The organism is Cronobacter sp. 153480017-3 (assembly GCF_053627815.1).
This window is the reverse complement of sequence record NZ_JBSEYN010000002.1, coordinates 524542-542470: the sequence shown is the minus strand read 5'-3', so window position 1 is coordinate 542470 and position 17929 is coordinate 524542. Positions and strand designations below refer to the sequence as shown.

The 17929-nt window shown below is 56.1% G+C and carries 18 protein-coding genes; 2 read left to right on the top strand and 16 right to left on the bottom strand.

What is annotated here, in order from left to right:
* Positions 1-338 precede the first annotated feature (338 nt).
* Positions 339-2540 carry a ferric-rhodotorulic acid/ferric-coprogen receptor FhuE gene (fhuE, locus tag ACUW6V_RS06975; protein WP_454038164.1) on the top strand — a complete coding sequence of 734 codons (2202 nt, stop codon included), beginning with the start codon at positions 339-341 and terminating at the stop codon, positions 2538-2540.
* A 177-nt stretch (positions 2541-2717) separates the two neighbouring features.
* On the opposite strand, the gene ptsG is transcribed toward fhuE, so the two are convergent.
* From ptsG to yceD, 14 genes are all read right to left on the bottom strand, one after another.
* Positions 2718-4151 carry a PTS glucose transporter subunit IIBC gene (gene ptsG / locus ACUW6V_RS06970; RefSeq protein WP_004385186.1) on the bottom strand — a complete coding sequence of 478 codons (1434 nt, stop codon included), beginning with the start codon at positions 4149-4151 and terminating at the stop codon, positions 2718-2720.
* A gap of 298 nt (positions 4152-4449) precedes the next feature.
* A complete protein-coding gene (locus ACUW6V_RS06965) occupies positions 4450-5244 on the bottom strand; it encodes a metal-dependent hydrolase (protein ID WP_007866811.1) in 795 nt (264 codons plus the stop codon).
* A gap of 10 nt (positions 5245-5254) precedes the next feature.
* A complete protein-coding gene (gene holB / locus ACUW6V_RS06960) occupies positions 5255-6262 on the bottom strand; it encodes a DNA polymerase III subunit delta' (protein ID WP_004385188.1) in 1008 nt (335 codons plus the stop codon).
* Positions 6262-6900, bottom strand: coding sequence for a dTMP kinase (tmk, locus tag ACUW6V_RS06955; RefSeq protein ID WP_007888922.1), 639 nt, complete (start codon positions 6898-6900; stop codon positions 6262-6264). Before tmk ends, holB begins: the two co-directional genes overlap by 1 nt.
* Positions 6890-7912, bottom strand: a complete 1023-nt coding sequence (gene yceG, locus ACUW6V_RS06950) for a cell division protein YceG (protein WP_014729136.1) — start codon at positions 7910-7912, stop codon at positions 6890-6892. The genes tmk and yceG overlap by 11 nt, the downstream gene beginning before the upstream one ends.
* Before the next feature lie 10 nt (positions 7913-7922).
* Complete coding sequence (gene pabC, locus ACUW6V_RS06945) at positions 7923-8723, bottom strand: aminodeoxychorismate lyase (RefSeq protein ID WP_454038163.1); 801 nt, start codon at positions 8721-8723, stop codon at positions 7923-7925.
* A gap of 108 nt (positions 8724-8831) precedes the next feature.
* Entirely contained in the window at positions 8832-10073 is a 1242-nt protein-coding gene (gene fabF / locus ACUW6V_RS06940; protein ID WP_004385192.1) for a beta-ketoacyl-ACP synthase II, read from the bottom strand.
* Between the two features lie 92 nt (positions 10074-10165).
* Entirely contained in the window at positions 10166-10402 is a 237-nt protein-coding gene (gene acpP / locus ACUW6V_RS06935) for an acyl carrier protein (RefSeq protein WP_000103754.1), read from the bottom strand.
* A gap of 154 nt (positions 10403-10556) precedes the next feature.
* A complete protein-coding gene (gene fabG, locus ACUW6V_RS06930) occupies positions 10557-11291 on the bottom strand; it encodes a 3-oxoacyl-ACP reductase FabG (protein ID WP_007707910.1) in 735 nt (244 codons plus the stop codon).
* Positions 11292-11304: 13 nt separating this feature from the next.
* On the bottom strand, positions 11305-12234 hold the full coding sequence (fabD, locus tag ACUW6V_RS06925) for an ACP S-malonyltransferase (RefSeq protein WP_142407946.1): 930 nt from the start codon (positions 12232-12234) through the stop codon (positions 11305-11307).
* 17 nt (positions 12235-12251) lie between these two features.
* Positions 12252-13205 (bottom strand): beta-ketoacyl-ACP synthase III, encoded by a 954-nt coding sequence (locus tag ACUW6V_RS06920; protein ID WP_004385195.1) that lies wholly within the window; start codon positions 13203-13205, stop codon positions 12252-12254.
* Between the two features lie 6 nt (positions 13206-13211).
* Entirely contained in the window at positions 13212-14246 is a 1035-nt protein-coding gene (gene plsX, locus ACUW6V_RS06915) for a phosphate acyltransferase PlsX (RefSeq protein WP_071602526.1), read from the bottom strand.
* Between the two features lie 72 nt (positions 14247-14318).
* On the bottom strand, positions 14319-14492 hold the full coding sequence (gene rpmF / locus ACUW6V_RS06910; RefSeq protein ID WP_004385196.1) for a 50S ribosomal protein L32: 174 nt from the start codon (positions 14490-14492) through the stop codon (positions 14319-14321).
* A gap of 51 nt (positions 14493-14543) precedes the next feature.
* Complete coding sequence (gene yceD / locus ACUW6V_RS06905) at positions 14544-15065, bottom strand: 23S rRNA accumulation protein YceD (protein WP_007782922.1); 522 nt, start codon at positions 15063-15065, stop codon at positions 14544-14546.
* A gap of 140 nt (positions 15066-15205) precedes the next feature.
* Between yceD and ACUW6V_RS06900 the strand changes: the two genes are divergently transcribed.
* On the top strand, positions 15206-15793 hold the full coding sequence (locus ACUW6V_RS06900) for a Maf family protein (RefSeq protein ID WP_012125082.1): 588 nt from the start codon (positions 15206-15208) through the stop codon (positions 15791-15793).
* Between the two features lie 57 nt (positions 15794-15850).
* Here ACUW6V_RS06900 and ACUW6V_RS06895 read toward each other — a convergent pair whose 3' ends face one another.
* Positions 15851-16567 carry a DUF3053 family protein gene (locus tag ACUW6V_RS06895; protein WP_007866801.1) on the bottom strand — a complete coding sequence of 239 codons (717 nt, stop codon included), beginning with the start codon at positions 16565-16567 and terminating at the stop codon, positions 15851-15853.
* 124 nt (positions 16568-16691) lie between these two features.
* Complete coding sequence (rluC, locus tag ACUW6V_RS06890; protein WP_081396405.1) at positions 16692-17645, bottom strand: 23S rRNA pseudouridine(955/2504/2580) synthase RluC; 954 nt, start codon at positions 17643-17645, stop codon at positions 16692-16694.
* Positions 17646-17929 lie beyond the last annotated feature (284 nt).

Below are 17929 nucleotides of genomic sequence, written 5' to 3'. Positions count from 1 at the left end.
TCCTTCTTGGATAAACGTTAAGAGTATGAGCGAGATAATCGCATCCTTTCAACCTTTGCCCCGGTTTTTCTTTATAAAGCGGATATTTATAGCGCGCTGCACGCGACTCCTGATGCCGCTGCGCCTGACAGTTATTCCGCCCTGGTTACGCATGAGTTTGTAACGCCTCTTACATTTGTTTACAGCGCAAAGACAAATGATTATATTTCTCATTCTTATTGACAGCGGAACGTTGTTTTAGTCTGCGAACATTTTCCATCAGGACGGGAAGCCTGGGGAGAGCGTCGTATGACAACAGCCTGATGCACAGCATCATTTTCTTATTTTAAGGGCAACACATGGCTAAGCATGCACTCCGTCAGGGCGTCGTTCCGGCGTCTTCCCTTCCCTCTTTGCTCGCGCTCAGTATCGCCAGCGCGCTGGCGGTGCCCGCGGTTTACGCAGCGCCTGCCGCCAGCGACACGATAGTGGTCGATGCCGCCGCCGACAGCGGCACGCCTGACGAATCACAGGATTACAGCGTCAAAACCACCACGTCCGGCACCAAAATGCTCCTGGTGCCGCGTGATATTCCGCAGTCGGTCAGCGTCATTAGCCAGCCGCGCATGCAGGATCAGCAGTTAACGACTATTGAAGATGTGCTGGAAAACACCACGGGCGTGACCGCCTCGCGCATCGACACCAGCCGGACCAACTTTTTCGCGCGCGGTTTTTACATCAGCAATTTCGCCTACGAAGATATGCCGACGTTTCTTGATAACCGCTGGAACTTTGGCGACACCGCGGGCGACACGGCGATATACGATAAAATCGAGATCGTGCGCGGCGCGGCCGGGCTGATGAGCGGCACCGGCAACCCGTCGGCGTATGTGAATATGGTGCGTAAACACGCCGACAGCCAGACGTTTAAAGGCAACGTCTCTGCCACTTATGGCAGCTGGGACAAACAACGCTACGTGATGGATGTGCAGTCACCGCTGGTGGAGTCCGGTAAGGTGCGCGGTCGCGTGGTCGCCGGTTATCAGGATAACGACAGCTTCGTTGAGCGTAACCATTACCGCAAAAAATTCATTTATGGCGTCGTGGATGCCGACATCACCGAGTCAACGCTGCTGTCACTCGGCTATGACTATCAGAAAAGCGAAGAAGACAGCCCGACCTGGGGCGGATTCCCTTCGCTTTACAGCGACGGCAGCCGGACGCATTTCCGCCGCGGTTTTAATACCGCCGCCGACTGGGCCTACTCCGATCTCGATTCCACCAAAATTTTCGCCAACCTGACGCAGCGCTTTAATAACGGCTGGGAGGCGAAAGTGAACGCGATGCACGCCGAAACCAATTTCGACAACCGCATGATGTATATCGACGGTTTCCCGGATAAAACCACCGGTCGCTACAATGCCGCGCTCTGGCAGGGCGCGTGGGGCGGCTGGAACGTGGGCGAGCGTAAGCAGGATTCGGTCGACGCCTTCGTGCGCGGCGGCTACGAGCTGGCGGGACGTCAGCATGAAATGATGTTTGGCGGCAGCTACAGCCGCCAGCGCAACAATTATGATAATTCATATCCGGTGAATGATAATTCCGGCCTGATGGATGTCGGAAATATTCACGATTATGACGGCAACACGGTGGCGAACCCGACGTGGTCCAGCTTTGCGCTTTACCAGCGCGACGTGATTCGTCAGAAATCCATTTACGCCGCCACGCGCCTCTCGCTTGCCGATCCGCTGCATCTGATTCTGGGCGCGCGCTACACCGAGTGGAACGCAAAATACAATCTGGAGCGCAAGCCGGATGAAATTCGTCGCAGCAAAGCGGATGACGTGACGCCTTACGCGGGCCTGATTTACGATATCGACGATACGTGGTCGGCGTATGCCAGCTATACCTCTATCTTCCAGCCGAGCGGTCAGCGCGATGTAAACAGCGAGTTCCTCGATCCGACCACCGGTAAAGCCTATGAAGCCGGGCTCAAAGCCGACTGGTTTAACACCCGTCTGACGGCCTCGCTCGCGGTGTTCCGCATCGAGCAGGATAACGTGGCGTTGAACACCGGTGTGATCATCCCTGGCTCCGGCGGGCAGACGGCGTATAAATCCGTTGATGGCACCGTCAGTAAAGGGGTTGAGCTTGAGCTGAACGGCGCGCTGACCGATAACTGGCAGCTGACCTTCGGTGCGAGCCGCTATGTGGCCGAAGCGGGCGATGGCGTGGCCGTCAACCCGGACCAGCCGCGCACCACCATGAAATTGTTTACCCGTTATCAGTTGCCGACGCTGCCCGCATTGACCGTTGGCGGCGGCGCGCGCTGGCAGACCAAAACCTGGCAGGATATCGCAGGGCCGAATGGCGACACGCGCATTTCCCAGAACGGCTATACCGTGGTGGATCTGTTCACGCGCTACCAGGCGACCAAAAATCTTGCGGTACAGGCGAACCTGAACAACGTCTTCGATAAAGTGTATTACGATTATCTGGGCACGTATGGCGTCTACGGCGCGCCGCGCAACTTCTCCGTGACGGCGAGCTACAGCTTCTGACATTTATTACTACGAACAAAAGGGAGCCTGATGGCTCCCTTTTTTATTCCCTGATTAACGTCTGCCGCGATCCAGGTTTATCGATGCTATCCCTGTGCGCTCTCATCTTTACCCTTATGACAGACGTAAAAAAGGGAGGCTTACGCCTCCCTCTTTTTATCTCCCCGTCAGCCAGGATTAGCTGTTACGGATGTACTCATCCATTTCGGTTTTCAGGTTATCGGATTTAGTCCCGAAAATCGCCTGAACGCCGGAGCCTGCGACAACCACGCCCGCAGCACCCAGTTTCTTCAGGCCAGCCTGATCCACTTTCGCCACATCCGCCACGCTTACGCGCAGACGAGTAATACAGGCGTCAAGGTTAGTGATGTTCTCTTTACCACCAAACGCGGCCACCAGAGCCGGCGCCATTTCGCTGGTGCCAGCGGCTTTGGCGTCTTCGGTCGCGTCTTCACGGCCCGGGGTTTTCAGATCCAGCGCTTTGATAAGCACACGGAAGATGGTGTAGTAAACCACCGCGTAGCCCGCGCCCACAATCGGAAACAGCCACAGTTTGCTGCTGTTACCGGACAGAACGATAAAGTCGATCAGGCCGTGGGAGAAGGACGTACCGTCACGCATACCCAGAAGGATACAGATCGGGAAAGCCAGACCTGCCAGAATCGCGTGGATAACGTACAGGATCGGTGCCACGAACATGAAGGAGAACTCGATCGGCTCGGTGATACCGGTCAGGAACGAGGTCAGCGCCGCGGAGATCATGATACCGCCCACTTTGGCGCGGTTTTCCGGTTTAGCCGAATGCCAGATAGCGATGGCAGCAGCCGGCAGACCGTACATTTTGAACAGGAAGCCGCCAGAGAGTTTGCCCGCGGTCGGGTCGCCCGCCATGTAGCGCGGGATATCGCCGTGGAACACCTGACCTGCCGCGTTGGTGAATTCGCCGATCTGCATCTGGAAAGGTACGTTCCAGATATGGTGCAGACCAAAGGGCACCAGGCAGCGTTCGATGAAGCCGTAGATACCAAACGCGACAACCGGGTTCTGGTAAGCCGCCCACTGAGAGAACGTCTGGATAGCGGAACCAATCGGCGGCCAAATGAAGGACAGGATAACGCCGGTGAAGATCGCCGCCAGACCAGAGATGATCGGCACGAAGCGTTTACCGGCGAAGAAGCCCAGATACTCAGGAAGCTTAATGCGGTAGAAACGGTTGAACATATAGGCTGCAATCGCACCCGAGATGATCCCGCCCAGCACACCGGTATCAGCCAGGTGTTTCGCCGCGATTTCGTCCGGTGGGAGGTGCAGAACCAGTGGTGCAACGACTGCCATGGTTTTCACCATGATGCCGTAAGCCACCACAGCGGCCAGTGCAGAAACGCCGTCGTTATTGGTGAAGCCCAGCGCAACACCGATAGCGAAAATAAGCGGCATGTTGGCGAAAACCGATCCGCCCGCTTCCGCCATAACGTGGGAAACCACGGCTGGCAGCCAGCTGAAGTTTGCAGAACCGACGCCCAGCAGGATACCTGCGATAGGCAGTACGGAGACTGGCAGCATCAGCGATTTACCCACCTTCTGCAGGTTAGCAAATGCATTCTTAAACATAATTGAGAGTGCTCCTGAGTATTTGTGCTTTTTTTACGCGTTTCACGCATCAGCCCGGGGGAGAAACGGGCCATAAACAGGGCATCTGAGCGCCCTTTATTTATTACGCAGAGTAAAATAAATCACGCGATCTTTGTTTGACGGCTATCACGTTTCAAACAAGCCCTGGGCAAAAACTTGCGATTCTTTACATTAAGTGTTTCAGGATGTTTATAAATCGCCGTTCACCGCCCGAATTTCGGCGGTGAACTTTACTCGCTTTGCCCATTAATTACGAGCTTTAAAATAACTCAGATTTTCAGGCAGATTGCAGCGTGGCGAGGTCGATATGAAACAGCGTGGAGAAGTTGCGGGTAGTGGTTTCAGCAAGCGTTTCCAGGCTTACGCCCTTAAGTACCGCCATATATTCCGCCACATCGCGCACCATCGCTGGCTGATTCTCTTTACCGCGATGCGGAACCGGCGCCAGGTACGGCGAGTCAGTTTCCACCAGTATCCGGTCGAGCGGAACATAGCGCGCGGCCTCGCGGATCTGCTCCGCATTGCGGAAGGTCACAATGCCGGAAAAGGAGATGTAAAAACCCAGATCCAGAAGTTTACCCGCCGTCTCTTTGTCTTCCGTAAAACAGTGTAGTACGCCTGAACAGTCCGTCACTTTTTCTTCGCGCAGAATAGCGAGCGTATCCTCGCGGGCATCGCGTGTATGGACGATAACGGGCTTGTTCAGCTCACGGCCAATGCGGATATGATGGCGGAAGGATTCCTGCTGGCGGGCTTTAGTTTCCGGCGTGTAGTAGTAATCAAGGCCCGTTTCGCCCATCGCAACCACGCGCGGATCGGCGGCCAGGCGACGAAGCTCTTCCACATCGTACGCTTCGTCCTGATTGAGCGGATGCACGCCGCAGGAGTAAGCCACGTTGTCACGCTCGCCAATAAGCTCGCGCATCGTTTTATAGCCCGGCAGCGTCGTGGCCACCGCCAGTAAATATTTCACGTCGCGCGCGGCGGCTTTCGCCAGCACGTCATCCACATCTTTATGCAGAGACTGATAATCCAGGCCATCGAGATGGCAGTGTGAGTCGACTAAAAACATAACGTCTCTCTCAGAGGTGATAAGAAGGAAGCACCGCGTCAGGGCGCATGTAGCGCTCCCAGGTGAGTAACAGTTCGGTGAGCAGCAGTTCGCGATTGACGGCTGCGACATTGAGCAGCCTGTCGCGACAGCGGAACAGAGAATCGAGCATCGCCTGAATGACGGCAGGTGAAAACCGTTGCGCCAGTTGCGCCACCAGCACCGGGTAATCGGTATTGACCAGCGCGCTCTGCGCTCCGTGTCGCCACTTCAGCGCGTCCATCAAAAACGCGGCCAGCCAGTGCAGACGAAATGGCGCCTGTTCATGGTTAAGCGCAGGCAACAGAGAGAGCCAGTCGCCGCTCGTCAGCGCCGCTGTCATTTTATCGCCAAGCGCCACGCGCTGCTGCCACTGCTCCGGCTGGAGCAGCTCAAGCGCGGCGGCGGGCGCACCGCCGGTAAGACGCAGCGCGGCGTTGATACGCGACGGCTCCGCCTGCGTCTCGCGTGCAAGCCAGGCCTCGGCATAGCGCGTGTCGGGTGGCGCGAGATGCCAGCTAAAACAGCGGCTGCGAAGCGTTGCGGGCAGCTGCTCCGGCACGCGGCAGCCCAGCAAAAACCAGGTGTTTTCCGGCGGCTCTTCCAGCGTTTTCAAAAGCGCATTCGCCGCCGCTTCGGTCAGCTGCGCCGCCTCTTTGATCCAGACCACTTTGGCGCCGCCGAGCCGCGCGCGATCGTAGAGCTTTTCGCTGATGTCGCGGATAGCGTCGATGCCGAGCGTCGATTTGCCCTTCTCCGGCTCCGCCAGATAATAATCCGGGTGCGTGCCCGCCTGCATCAGCTGGCAGGCGCGGCACTCGCCGCAGCTTTTCTGGCCCTGCGGCTGCTGACACATGCGCCAGCGGCTCAGCGCGTAAATCAGCGCGTCGTCGCCCATGCCGGGCAGCGCGTGGATCAATACCGCATGGTGTCCCCTGCCGGCCTGCCAGTTGCCGACCAGATGTTCAAACGAGGGGCGCAGCCACGGATACCATTTCATTATTGCTGCTCCTGCACCCAGCGCGTCACCGTCGCACGAATATCGTGACTGACTGCCTCCAGCGGCTGGCAGGCGTCAATCGTGATGATGCGCGGATCGGCGGCGGCCAGTTCAAGATAGCGGGCGCGAGTGCGATTAAAGAAGTCGAGCGACTCCTGTTCGATACGATCGAGCTCACCGCGCGCGCGCGCGCGTTCAAGCCCGATGCGCGGATCGACATCCAGATAAAGCGTCAGATCGGGGGCGAAATCGCCGAGCACCGCCTGACGCAGTGTCGCCAGCAGCTGTCGGTCGATACCGCGCCCGCCGCCCTGATAGGCCTGCGTTGAGAGGTCATGACGATCGCCGATCACCCATTCGCCACGCGCAAGCGCAGGCTTAATGACCGTTTCCACCAGTTGTACGCGCGCCGCGTAAAACAGCAGCACTTCCGCGTTATCGGTAATCACTTCATCGCCGACCGATTTAATATCCAGCACCAGGCTGCGTAGTTTTTCCGCCAGCACCGTGCCGCCCGGCTCGCGGGTAAACGTCATGTCGGTCACGCCAAGCGATTTCAGCGTCTCCACCACCAGATTGCGCGCTGTGGTTTTCCCCGCGCCCTCCAGGCCTTCAATAACAATATATTTACTGCTCATTTTTATCCTTAAGCGCCTTGAGATAATCCTGCACCGCACGATTATGGCTGGCGAGATTCGTGGTAAACGTGTGGCCACCCTTGCCGTCCGCCACGAAATAGAGATACGGCGTTTTCGCCGGATGCGCTGCCGCCTTCAGCGACGCCTCGCCCGGTATGGCAATAGGGCCTGGCGGCAAGCCGCTAATGACGTAGGTATTATACGGCGTCGGCGTTTCCAGATCTTTACGCGACAGCTTACCGTTGTAATCCTTACCCATGCCGTAAATGACCGTTGGGTCCGTTTGCAGGCGCATGCCGATACGCAGGCGGTTGATAAAGACAGAGGCGACGCGATCGCGTTCAGCAGCCACCGCCGTCTCTTTCTCAATAATCGAGGCCATCGTCACCAGTTGGTTCGGATCCTGATACGGCAGTCCGTCCATACGCTCTTTCCAGACGTTATCGACCGCTTTTACCATCTTGTCGTGAGCGCGTTTCAGCAGTGTCACGTCAGACGTATTCGCCGTATAGAGCCAGGTATCTGGCCAGAACCAGCCTTCCACCCACTCCGGATGCTCAAACTTGAGCGCCTGCGCGACCGTCGCGTAGTCGTCATCTTTAAGCGTATGTTTGATATACGGCGCGTCGCGCAGCTGTTTCAGCCAGTCGCTCAGCTTCATCCCTTCGACGAAGCGGATCGGGAACTGCGCCTCTTTGCCGCTCGCCAGCAAACGCAGGGCGTCACGAACGGTCATTTGTGGCGTGAATCGATAAGTGCCCGCTTTAAAATGTGAAAGCTCAGGCTCCAGGCGCAACAGCCATTGAAACACGCGCGGGCGCGTGATGAGCTTTTCGTCGTAGAGCTGCTGACCAAGCGCCAGACGCCCGGTGCCGGGCTTCAGCGTGAAAATCGTTTCTGCCGTAATCGGCAGCGGGCTTTGCGCCAGCTGGCGCACTTTCCAGTAACCGACGCCGGCCGCGATGGCAAGCACAAGAACCAGCAGAAGCGCGACGCGCAACATTTTCTTCATGGGAACCCGGTTATTCACAGTGGGGAATGAGGTAGTGATACAGTTCGCGCGAGGCGTAAGCGTGGCCGTCAATGCTGCGCACCGGCACCAGCGGCATCAGCGCGTTACAGATGAAGACTTCATCCGCCTCTTCAAGCGCACTGGCGGGCGCGTTAATTTCAGACAATCGCCAGACTGACTGATTCAGCAAACCAATAATATGACGCCGCATAAGGCCGTCAACGCCAGCCTGATCGAGACGGGGAGTGAACACCGCTTTTCCTTTACGCCAGAACAAATTAGCCGCACAGCATTCCGTAACCCACCCTTCGCTGTCAAGCACCAGCGCCTCATCGGCGGATGTCTGCTCAAGATGCGTGCGGATCAACACCTGTTCGAGTCGGTTAAGATGTTTAATGCCTGCGAGATGGGGGTTGCGCCCGAGGCGCACGGGGCTTGTCGCGAGGCTTACGCCGCGCTCGCGCCATTCGCTATAAAAGTCAGGGTACGCGCCGCGCGACACAATGCGCGTGGGCGCGCTGCAACCGGCAATACTGTAGCCGCGCTTGCCTGCGCCGCGGGAAATAATAACTTTCACAACTGCGCTCCCCTGCCCCTGCGCCGCCTGGCGCATTTCGTTACGCAACGTGTCGATATCCAGCACGGGGATCATGAGCCGTTCACAGCCTTCGTGCAGGCGCGCCAGATGCGCTTCCAGTAAATGAACGACGCCATCACGAACGCGGGCGGTCGTAAAGCAGCCATCACCGAACTGCACGGCGCGATCGGTCGCCGACAGGCAATCCTGTTCGATACCATTAATTAACAGCATAGAGGCTCCTTAACGGGTAGCGCATTAGTCTCGCAGGATGACCGACAGGGAGCAAGAGGAAGGGAGAATGTACAAAGGCCCGCGCGGGGCGGGCCTTTGTGACGACTGTCAGACCTTTTTGAAGATCAGAGAGCCGTTGGTGCCACCGAAGCCGAAGGAGTTACACAGGGTATACTCCATACCGCTTACCTGGCGCGCTTCATGCGGAACGAAGTCGAGGTCGCAGCCTTCGTCCGGATTGTCCAGGTTGATAGTCGGCGGAACAGCCTGATCGCGCAGCGCGAGGATGGAGTAGATAGACTCTACCGCACCCGCCGCGCCAAGCAGATGGCCGGTCATCGATTTGGTGGAGCTCACCAGTACGCGTTTTGCCGCGTCGCCGAAGACCGATTTCACTGCCTGCGCTTCGGCAACGTCGCCTGCAGGCGTAGAAGTGCCGTGCGCGTTGACATAGCCGATCTGGCCTGCGTCGATACCGGCGTCACGCAGCGCATTGACCATCGCCAGCGCCGCGCCTGCGCCGTTTTCCGGCGGAGAGGTCATGTGGTAAGCATCGCTGCTCATACCAAAACCGACCAGTTCAGCGTAAATCTTCGCGCCGCGTTTTTTTGCGTGCTCGTACTCTTCGAGTACGATGATGCCCGCGCCGTCGCCCAGCACAAAACCATCCCTGTCTTTATCCCACGGACGGCTTGCCGCCTGCGGGTTATCGTTACGGGTGGAGAGCGCACGCGCCGCGCCGAAACCGCCGACGCCAAGCGGCGTACTGGCTTTCTCAGCACCGCCTGCGAGCATAACGTCAGCATCGCCATAGGCGATGATACGCGCCGCATGGCCGATGTTGTGCACGCCTGAAGTACACGCAGTGGCGATGGAAATGCTGGGACCGCGCAGACCGTACATGATGGTCAGGTGACCGGCCACCATGTTGACAATCGTTGATGGCACGAAGAAAGGGCTGATTTTCCGCGGGCCGCCGTTAACCAGCGAACTGTGGTTTTCTTCGATAAGGCCAAGACCGCCGATGCCGGAACCGATAGCCGCTCCGATGCGGGTGGCGTTCTCTTCCGTCACTTCAAGGCCGGAATCCTGCATGGCCTGCACGCCGGCGACAATTCCATATTGAATGAAGGCATCCATCTTGCGCTGTTCTTTGCGCGAGATGATCTCTTCACAGTTAAAATCCTTTACTAAGCCAGCAAATTTCGTTGCATAGGCGCTAGTATCGAAATGGTCGATCAGGCTGATGCCACTCTGACCGGCAAGGAGAGCTTTCCAGGTAGACTCTACGGTATTGCCGACAGGAGACAACATGCCCAGTCCGGTCACAACTACACGACGCTTAGACACGTTTGTCCTCCAGGGAGGGATGATATTAGTAGATACTTGTGGGACTAAAAGATAAAACTCAGGCGGTCGAGCGACCGCCTGGAGATGTTCACTTACGCCTGGTGGCCGTTGATGTAATCAATGGCAGCCTGAACGGTGGTGATTTTCTCAGCTTCTTCGTCCGGAATCTCAGTATCAAACTCTTCTTCCAGAGCCATTACCAGCTCAACGGTGTCAAGAGAATCAGCGCCCAGGTCTTCAACGAAGGAAGCATTGTTGGTAACTTCTTCCTGCTTAACGCCCAGCTGTTCGCCGATAATTTTCTTAACGCGTTCTTCGATAGTGCTCATACTCTTAAATTTCCTATCAAAACTCGCTTTCGCGATGGTTTTCGTAGTGTATAAAATGTTGAAAAAGTTGCAACTAAATCCCGGCAGGTCTTACCACGATTTTACGCTATTTTGCGGGCAATTGCCCTGATAACGCAAATAATTTTATTCGTGGTTAAACCATGTACATTCCGCCGTTGACGTGCAGGGTCTCACCAGTGATGTACCCGGCCTCGTCAGAGGCTAAAAATGCAACCGCACTGGCGATTTCTTTTGCGTCGCCTAAACGACCCGCAGGAACTTCCGCCAGAATACCCGCACGCTGATCGTCAGACAGCGCACGCGTCATGTCCGTTTCAATAAAGCCCGGAGCAACAACGTTTACCGTAATACCGCGGGACGCCACTTCGCGTGCCAGCGATTTACTGAAACCGATAAGACCCGCTTTCGCCGCAGCGTAGTTGGCCTGACCGGCATTTCCCATGGTACCGACCACAGAACCGATAGTGATAATGCGACCGTGACGTTTCTTCATCATAGCTCGCATTACCGCTTTTGACAGACGGAAAACCGATGACAGGTTGGTTTCGATGATATCGTTCCACTCGTCATCTTTCATTCGCATCAGCAGGTTGTCACGGGTGATTCCGGCATTATTGACCAGAATGTCCACTTCGCCAAATTCTGCGCGAATATTTTCCAGAACCGATTCGATGGATGCCGCATCGGTCACATTCAGCATCAGGCCTTTGCCATTCGCGCCCAGATAGTCGCTAATCGCTTGCGCGCCGCTTTCGCTGGTCGCGGTGCCGATAACCTTAGCGCCACGTGCGGCCAGGGTTTCGGCGATAGCGCGGCCGATACCGCGGCTCGCACCGGTGACCAGCGCGATTTTTCCTTCAAAGCTCATGGTTTTCCTCGTTTTATTGCGCAAGTGCCGCTGACAGGCTGGCAGGCTCGTTAATCGCCGCCGCCGTCAGGGTGTCAACAATACGTTTTGTCAGGCCGGTCAGCACTTTGCCCGGGCCCACTTCATACAGCTGCGTGACGCCCTGCGCCGCGATAAATTCAACGCTCTTCGTCCACTGCACCGGGCTATAAAGCTGGCGCACCAGCGCATCGCGGATAGCTTCCGGCGACGTTTCGCATTTCACGTCAACGTTGTTTACTACCGGAATCTGCGGGGCGTTAAACGTAATTTTTTCAAGCTCAGCAGCCAGTTTCTCAGCGGCAGGCTTCATCAGCGCGCAGTGGGATGGCACGCTCACCGGCAGCGGCAGCGCACGTTTAGCGCCCGCGGCTTTACAGGCAGCGCCCGCACGCTCAACGGCTTCTTTGTGACCAGCGATAACCACCTGGCCTGGCGAGTTGAAGTTAACCGGTGAAACCACCTGCCCTTCAGCCGCCTCTTCACAGGCTTTAGCAATCGCGTCGTCGTCCAGACCGATAATCGCGGCCATCGCGCCCGTGCCTTCCGGCACCGCTTCCTGCATGAATTTACCGCGCAGTTCAACCAGACGAACCGCATCAGCGAAATCGATAACGCCTGCGCACACCAGCGCGGAATATTCGCCAAGGCTGTGACCGGCCATCAGCGCAGGCGCTTTACCGCCCTGCTCCTGCCATACACGCCACAGCGCGACGGAAGCGGCCAGCAGCGCAGGCTGCGTCTGCCAGGTTTTGTTCAGCTCTTCCGCCGGGCCTTGCTGCACCAGCGCCCAGAGATCATAGCCCAGCGCCGCGGAGGCTTCGCGAAACGTCGCTTCAATAACGGGAAAATTTGCCGCCATGTCAGACAGCATTCCCACGGCCTGAGAGCCCTGGCCCGGGAATACAAAAGCAAATTGCGTCATTTTTTTATCCTTCTCGATTAAAAACGAACCAGTGCGGAACCCCAGGTAAAGCCGCCGCCGAAGGCTTCCAGCAGCACCAGTTGGCCCCGCTGAATGCGCCCGTCGCGTACCGCTTCATCCAGCGCACATGGCACGGAAGCCGCAGAGGTGTTGCCGTGTCGGTCGAGAGTGACAACGACATTATCCATCGACATGCCGAGTTTTTTCGCAGTGGCGCTGATGATGCGCAGGTTCGCCTGATGCGGTACCAGCCAGTCGAGATCGGCGCGATCCAGTTTATTCGCTTCCAGCGTCTCGTCGACAATATGTGCCAGTTCCGTCACTGCCACTTTAAAGACTTCATTCCCGGCCATGGTCAGGAAGGTCGGGCTGTCCGGGTTTACGCGATCCTGGTTTGGCAGGGTCAGCAGTTCGCCGTAGCTACCGTCGGCATGCAGATGCGTGGAGAGAATGCCCGGCTCTTCGCTGGCACCCAGTACAACTGCTCCAGCGCCATCGCCGAACAGAATGATCGTACCGCGATCCTCAGGATCGAGCGTACGCGCCAGCACGTCGGAGCCGATCACCAGCGCATTGTTGACCGCACCGGATTTCACGTATTGATCGGCAATGCTTAACGCATAGGTAAAACCGGCGCAGGCGGCGGCAACGTCAAATGCCGGGCAGCCTTTGATGCCGAGCATGCCCTGCACCTGGCAGGCGGCGCTCGGGAAAGCGTGCGTGGCGGAGGTGGTGGCGACGATAATCAGGCCAATCTGTTCTTTGTCGATACCGGCCATGTCGATGGCGCGCAGTGCCGCTTCGTAGCCCATAGTGGCGACGGTTTCGCCGGGCGCCGCAATGCGACGCTCGCGGATACCAGTGCGAGTGACAATCCACTCATCAGAGGTTTCCACCATTTTTTCCAGATCGGCGTTCGTCCGCACGTGTTCAGGCAGATAGCTGCCTGTACCAATAATCTTCGTATACATGTACGCTCAGTCACTCTTGGGTAATACAGATTCCAGGCGAGCGGCAATCCGCTGAGGAACTTGTCGCTGCACCGCCTGCACTGCCTGTTCAATCGCGACCGCAAAAGCTCGCTGATTGGCTGCACCGTGGCTCTTAATCACCGTGCCGCGCAATCCTAACAGACAGGCGCCATTATACTGGTCGGGGTTGAGGTGACTGAATCGCCTTGAGAGGCTTTTTTGTAACCAACGCTTTAATAAAAGCCACCACCACGACCGTTTTTTTCCTTCGCCCTGCGATTTGAGCAGCGAAAGGAACATCCTGACAACACCTTCCATCGTTTTTAGCGTGACGTTACCGACAAAACCGTCGCATACCAGCACATCGGTTTTGCCGGTCAGTAATTCGTTGGCTTCGAGATAGCCGATATAGTTCAACGATGGCACCGTTTTTAACAACGCGGCAGCGTCACGAATGCTATCCAGCCCTTTCGTTTCTTCTTCGCCGATATTGAGCAGCGCGACGCGCGGATTTTTGATGCCGAGCACCTCTTCCGCCATCACTGAGCCCATAATCGCAAACTGCGCGAGCATCGTGCTGTCGCAATCCACGTTGGCGCCTAAATCGAGCACCACCGTTTTTCCTTTCTGCTGATGCGGCAGCACCGTCACCAGCGCGGGCCGCTCAATCCCGTCGACCGGTTTAAGCAGCAGTTTAGCAAGCCCCATCAGCGCGCCGGTGTTACCGGCGCTGATGCAGGCCTGCGCGCGCCCTTCTTTCACCAGCTCCAGCGCGATACGCATAGAACTGCCGCGGCTGTTGCGCACAGCCTGTGAAGGACGGACATCACTGGCAATAACCGACTCTGCCGCAATGATCTGCAGCCGCGAACGTTGTTCAAAATCAGCTCTGGCAAGTAATGGCGTGATGGCGTCGGGATCGCCGACTAAAAGAAGATGCAAATGTGGATCAGAATTCAGTGCCTGCAATGCTGCAGGCACTGTCACGGCAGGACCAAAGTCCCCGCCCATGACATCTAACGCCAGGGTTAGAGGTGTCAAGATATCGCCAGGTTACGGTTATCCCCGCTTAAGCGGGGAAAGCGCACTAAGCTCAACCACGCTTACGCGTGATTACTTAGTGATAACCTTGCGACCGCGGTAGTAACCGTCGGCGGTGATGTGGTGACGCAGATGGGTTTCACCAGAAGTTTTGTCTACAGACAGGCTGGTGACAGCGGTCAGCGCGTCATGAGAACGACGCATACCGCGCTTGGAACGAGTGGGTTTATTCTGTTGTACGGCCATGGACCTTACTCCTCAATTACGGCTTATTCCCGCTCGCGCGGGAAACGCCAATTACTTACGCTTTAAACTGGCTAACACGGCAAATGGATTTGGTTTCTGTGCCTCTTCAGGCAGTTCGCCAAACACCATGTCCGCCTCGGACACTTCACAGTGTTCAGAATCATGCACCGGAACTACAGGCAGAGCGAGGATGAGTTCATCTTCAACCGTTGCCAGCAGGTCGATTTCGCCGAATTCATTAACTTCAATCGGCTCATACGCTTCCGGGAGTGCTTCCGCCTGATCGTCGTTAGAGATCGGGCTGAAACAATACGTTGTGTGGACTTGATGACTAAACGGCTGGCCGCAACGCTGACACGCGAGCGTTACCGTAACCGTCGCATCGCCTTTCATCACGGCGAGACGCTGGTTATCGATAGCGAACGACATGGAGCATTCGACATCGCTGTCCACACTGACCACAGATTCGGCGATACGCTCTACCTGTTCAGGAGTATAGATACCCTGGTAATCGAGGCGTTTTTGAGCCGTACGAACCGGATCAAGAGTCAGGGGTAATTTTACCTTTTGCATAGGGCGCGCATATTAACTTTGTAACGTCATAGAGTCAAAGAAAAAGGCGGGTTTGAAACACCTTTTACCATTTATTCGCACACATTGCGGCCGACAGTTTAAAATAGCGCACATCGATTCGCTATCTTTCCCTGAAAAATATGACCTCAATCGTGCTTGCTTCCACGTCGCCGTTCCGCCGTAGCCTGTTAGAAAAGCTCGGTTTACCGTTTGAAACCGCAGCCCCCGAGACCGACGAAACCCCATACGCGGATGAAACCGCACAACAATTAGTATTAAGGCTGGCTTTGCAAAAAGCGCAAGCGCTGCGGGAGAAATATCCCCGGCATTTGATTATCGGCAGCGATCAGGTTTGCGTGCTGAATAATACCATTACCGGCAAACCGCACACCTTTGAAAATGGGATTAAGCAGTTGCAACAGGCCAGCGGTAACGTTGTGACGTTTTATACTGGCCTCGCGCTTTATAATAGCGAGACCGGCGCGTATCAGGTCGACTGCGAGCCCTTTCACGTCCATTTCCGCTCGCTGACTACAAGTGAAATCGAAAACTATCTGCATCGCGAAACACCGTGGCAATGCGCGGGCAGTTTTAAAAGCGAAGGGCTTGGCATCACGCTCTTTGAGCGTCTCGACGGGCGCGACCCGAACACGCTGGTGGGCCTGCCTCTCATTCGGCTTTGTGAAATGCTCAGAAACGAAGGGGTCGATCCTCTCGCCCATCGCTGAGCGCTTAAAACGCAAAAGCCCTGCAATGCAGGGCTTTTTTATAGTGCGGGGCGAGACTTACTGCATGCCTGCCAGCTGACGCGCAACGGTCAGCAGCTCTTGCTGCTTCTCACGCATCGCGCTCAGTTTTTCGTTAAACAGATCCAGCTGTTTCTGGTCGGTAAACTGTGCCATCGCGCCAGTGTACTGCACTTTATTGCCAAGGCTATTCAGGTAGTTGCCGATATCCAGCGCCTGGCCAAGAATGGCGTCGGTCAGCGACAGCGTCTGGGTCAGCAGCGCGTTCGGGCGCACCACAGTTTTCTGATAGGCCTGGTCAAACACCGCTTTCAGGTCGTCCGGCTGTTTCAGTTTGGAATAACGATCTTCCACGCTCTTCATGGTGTCGGCACGTTTTGACTCGATATTCCCCACTTCTTTGCGGGATTTCTCGATAGTGTCGCGCTTTTCCACCATATCTTTCGCACTGGTCACGCTGCGCATCTGGCGCATCGCCTGATCGTTGCCGGAAAACGCCGTGGTCATTTCGCTGGAGTAATCGCTAAGGATGGCATAATCATCAGCGTACTTGCCAAAGCTCTCTTTTTCCTGCGCGGTCAGCGTCGGGACGGACAGTTTTTCAGACGGCAGAATGCGAGTCTGGAGGAACTGGATAAACGCTTTGCGCTGCTCCGGTTCTTTATCGTTATCGCATCCAGCGAGCTGCCACACCATGCCTGTCAGAAACAGGGTAAAGAAAACACGTTTCCATGTCCGGGATTGTAACCAGGCCATTTTCATCTCCATGCGGTTGTAATTGTATAAAAAAACACCCGGCCTAAGCCGGGTGTTCAGTATAGTGCATTTCAAACCGCAACGCGGGGAGGCAAACCTGAGAACTACTACATTCGGGAGGCTGTCAGCCGCCCGCGCGTAACACTTTCAGACAATGCTTAAGTTCGTCGTCCAGTGGCGCTTCAATACGCATCGTCTCGCCGGTGCCTGGATGCTCAAAGCGCAGCGCCGCCGCATGCAGGAAAAGCCGGTTAAGGCCGGTTGACGCCAGCTGCATGTCAAACGCGCGGTCGCCATAGCGATCGTCAAACGCGATGGGGTGGCCCGCATACTGCGTATGAACGCGGATCTGATGCGTGCGTCCTGTCACCGGGCTACAGCGTACCAGCGTCGCAATGGCAAAGCGCTCTTCCACTTTAAAACGCGTCTCGGAGGGTTTCCCTTCCTGATTCACGCGCACGATACGCTCGCCACTTTGCAGAATATTTTTCAGAAGCGGCGCCTGCACGTTTTTCACATGCGACTGCCACTGTCCGCGCACCAGCGCCAGATAATCTTTCTGCATCCCTTTCTCGCGCAACTGTTCATGCAGGGAACGCAGCGCCGAGCGCTTTTTCGCCACCAGCAGCACGCCGGAGGTATCGCGATCGAGGCGATGTACCAGCTCCAGGAAACGCGCCTCAGGGCGCAACGCGCGCAGCCCCTCGATAACACCGAAGCTCAGCCCGCTGCCGCCGTGCACGGCGGTGCCGGACGGTTTATTCAGCACCAGAATATGGTCATCTTCATAAAGGATAACGTCGCTTAACGCCGCCACCTTCTGTAAATGCGGGGAAACCGCCTCTTCTTCGCGCTCCGCTACGCGAACCGGCGGAATGCGCACTTCATCGCCCGCTTCGAGCTTATATTCTGGCTTAATGCGTTTTTTGTTCACGCGCACTTCGCCTTTGCGCAGGATGCGGTAAATCATGCTTTTCGGCACGCCTTTCAACTGGGTGCGCAAAAAATTATCGATACGCTGCCCGGCCTGATCGGCGGAAACGGCAACGATTTTTACGGATGGAGTCTCTGTTTTCATGGTGCGCGATTCTAAATACCGGATGCCCGTAGCGCCACACATTTTTATATGCTTATATTTACTAACTCATCGATTCACACAGCTAATGAGTTCGTTTTGTCACCGCTTCGGCGGAACTGACGAACAAGAAGTTAAAAAACTGTGAGTAAGTCGGTGATAAAGGGCAAAAGTCAGCTTGCTATATCAAGCTTAGCAATGGAATAATGCGACTGTTTTCCGTGTTGAGACTTGTTTAGACAAGGAATTTTGCGGAATTACCAGTTTTGCCTGACAGTCCTTCCACG

What these genes read in the sequence shown, in the direction of transcription:
- fhuE (WP_454038164.1), top strand. Translation starts at nt 339, where the DNA reads ATGGCTAAGCATGCACTCCGTCAGGGCGTCGTTCCGGCGTCTTCCCTT.
- ptsG (WP_004385186.1), bottom strand. Translation starts at nt 4,151, where the DNA reads ATGTTTAAGAATGCATTTGCTAACCTGCAGAAGGTGGGTAAATCGCTG.
- ACUW6V_RS06965 (WP_007866811.1), bottom strand. Translation starts at nt 5,244, where the DNA reads ATGTTTTTAGTCGACTCACACTGCCATCTCGATGGCCTGGATTATCAG.
- holB (WP_004385188.1), bottom strand. Translation starts at nt 6,262, where the DNA reads ATGAAATGGTATCCGTGGCTGCGCCCCTCGTTTGAACATCTGGTCGGC.
- tmk (WP_007888922.1), bottom strand. Translation starts at nt 6,900, where the DNA reads ATGAGCAGTAAATATATTGTTATTGAAGGCCTGGAGGGCGCGGGGAAA.
- yceG (WP_014729136.1), bottom strand. Translation starts at nt 7,912, where the DNA reads ATGAAGAAAATGTTGCGCGTCGCGCTTCTGCTGGTTCTTGTGCTTGCC.
- pabC (WP_454038163.1), bottom strand. Translation starts at nt 8,723, where the DNA reads ATGCTGTTAATTAATGGTATCGAACAGGATTGCCTGTCGGCGACCGAT.
- acpP (WP_000103754.1), bottom strand. Translation starts at nt 10,402, where the DNA reads ATGAGCACTATCGAAGAACGCGTTAAGAAAATTATCGGCGAACAGCTG.
- fabG (WP_007707910.1), bottom strand. Translation starts at nt 11,291, where the DNA reads ATGAGCTTTGAAGGAAAAATCGCGCTGGTCACCGGTGCGAGCCGCGGT.
- fabD (WP_142407946.1), bottom strand. Translation starts at nt 12,234, where the DNA reads ATGACGCAATTTGCTTTTGTATTCCCGGGCCAGGGCTCTCAGGCCGTG.
- ACUW6V_RS06920 (WP_004385195.1), bottom strand. Translation starts at nt 13,205, where the DNA reads ATGTATACGAAGATTATTGGTACAGGCAGCTATCTGCCTGAACACGTG.
- rpmF (WP_004385196.1), bottom strand. Translation starts at nt 14,492, where the DNA reads ATGGCCGTACAACAGAATAAACCCACTCGTTCCAAGCGCGGTATGCGT.
- yceD (WP_007782922.1), bottom strand. Translation starts at nt 15,065, where the DNA reads ATGCAAAAGGTAAAATTACCCCTGACTCTTGATCCGGTTCGTACGGCT.
- ACUW6V_RS06900 (WP_012125082.1), top strand. Translation starts at nt 15,206, where the DNA reads ATGACCTCAATCGTGCTTGCTTCCACGTCGCCGTTCCGCCGTAGCCTG.
- ACUW6V_RS06895 (WP_007866801.1), bottom strand. Translation starts at nt 16,567, where the DNA reads ATGGCCTGGTTACAATCCCGGACATGGAAACGTGTTTTCTTTACCCTG.
- rluC (WP_081396405.1), bottom strand. Translation starts at nt 17,645, where the DNA reads ATGAAAACAGAGACTCCATCCGTAAAAATCGTTGCCGTTTCCGCCGAT.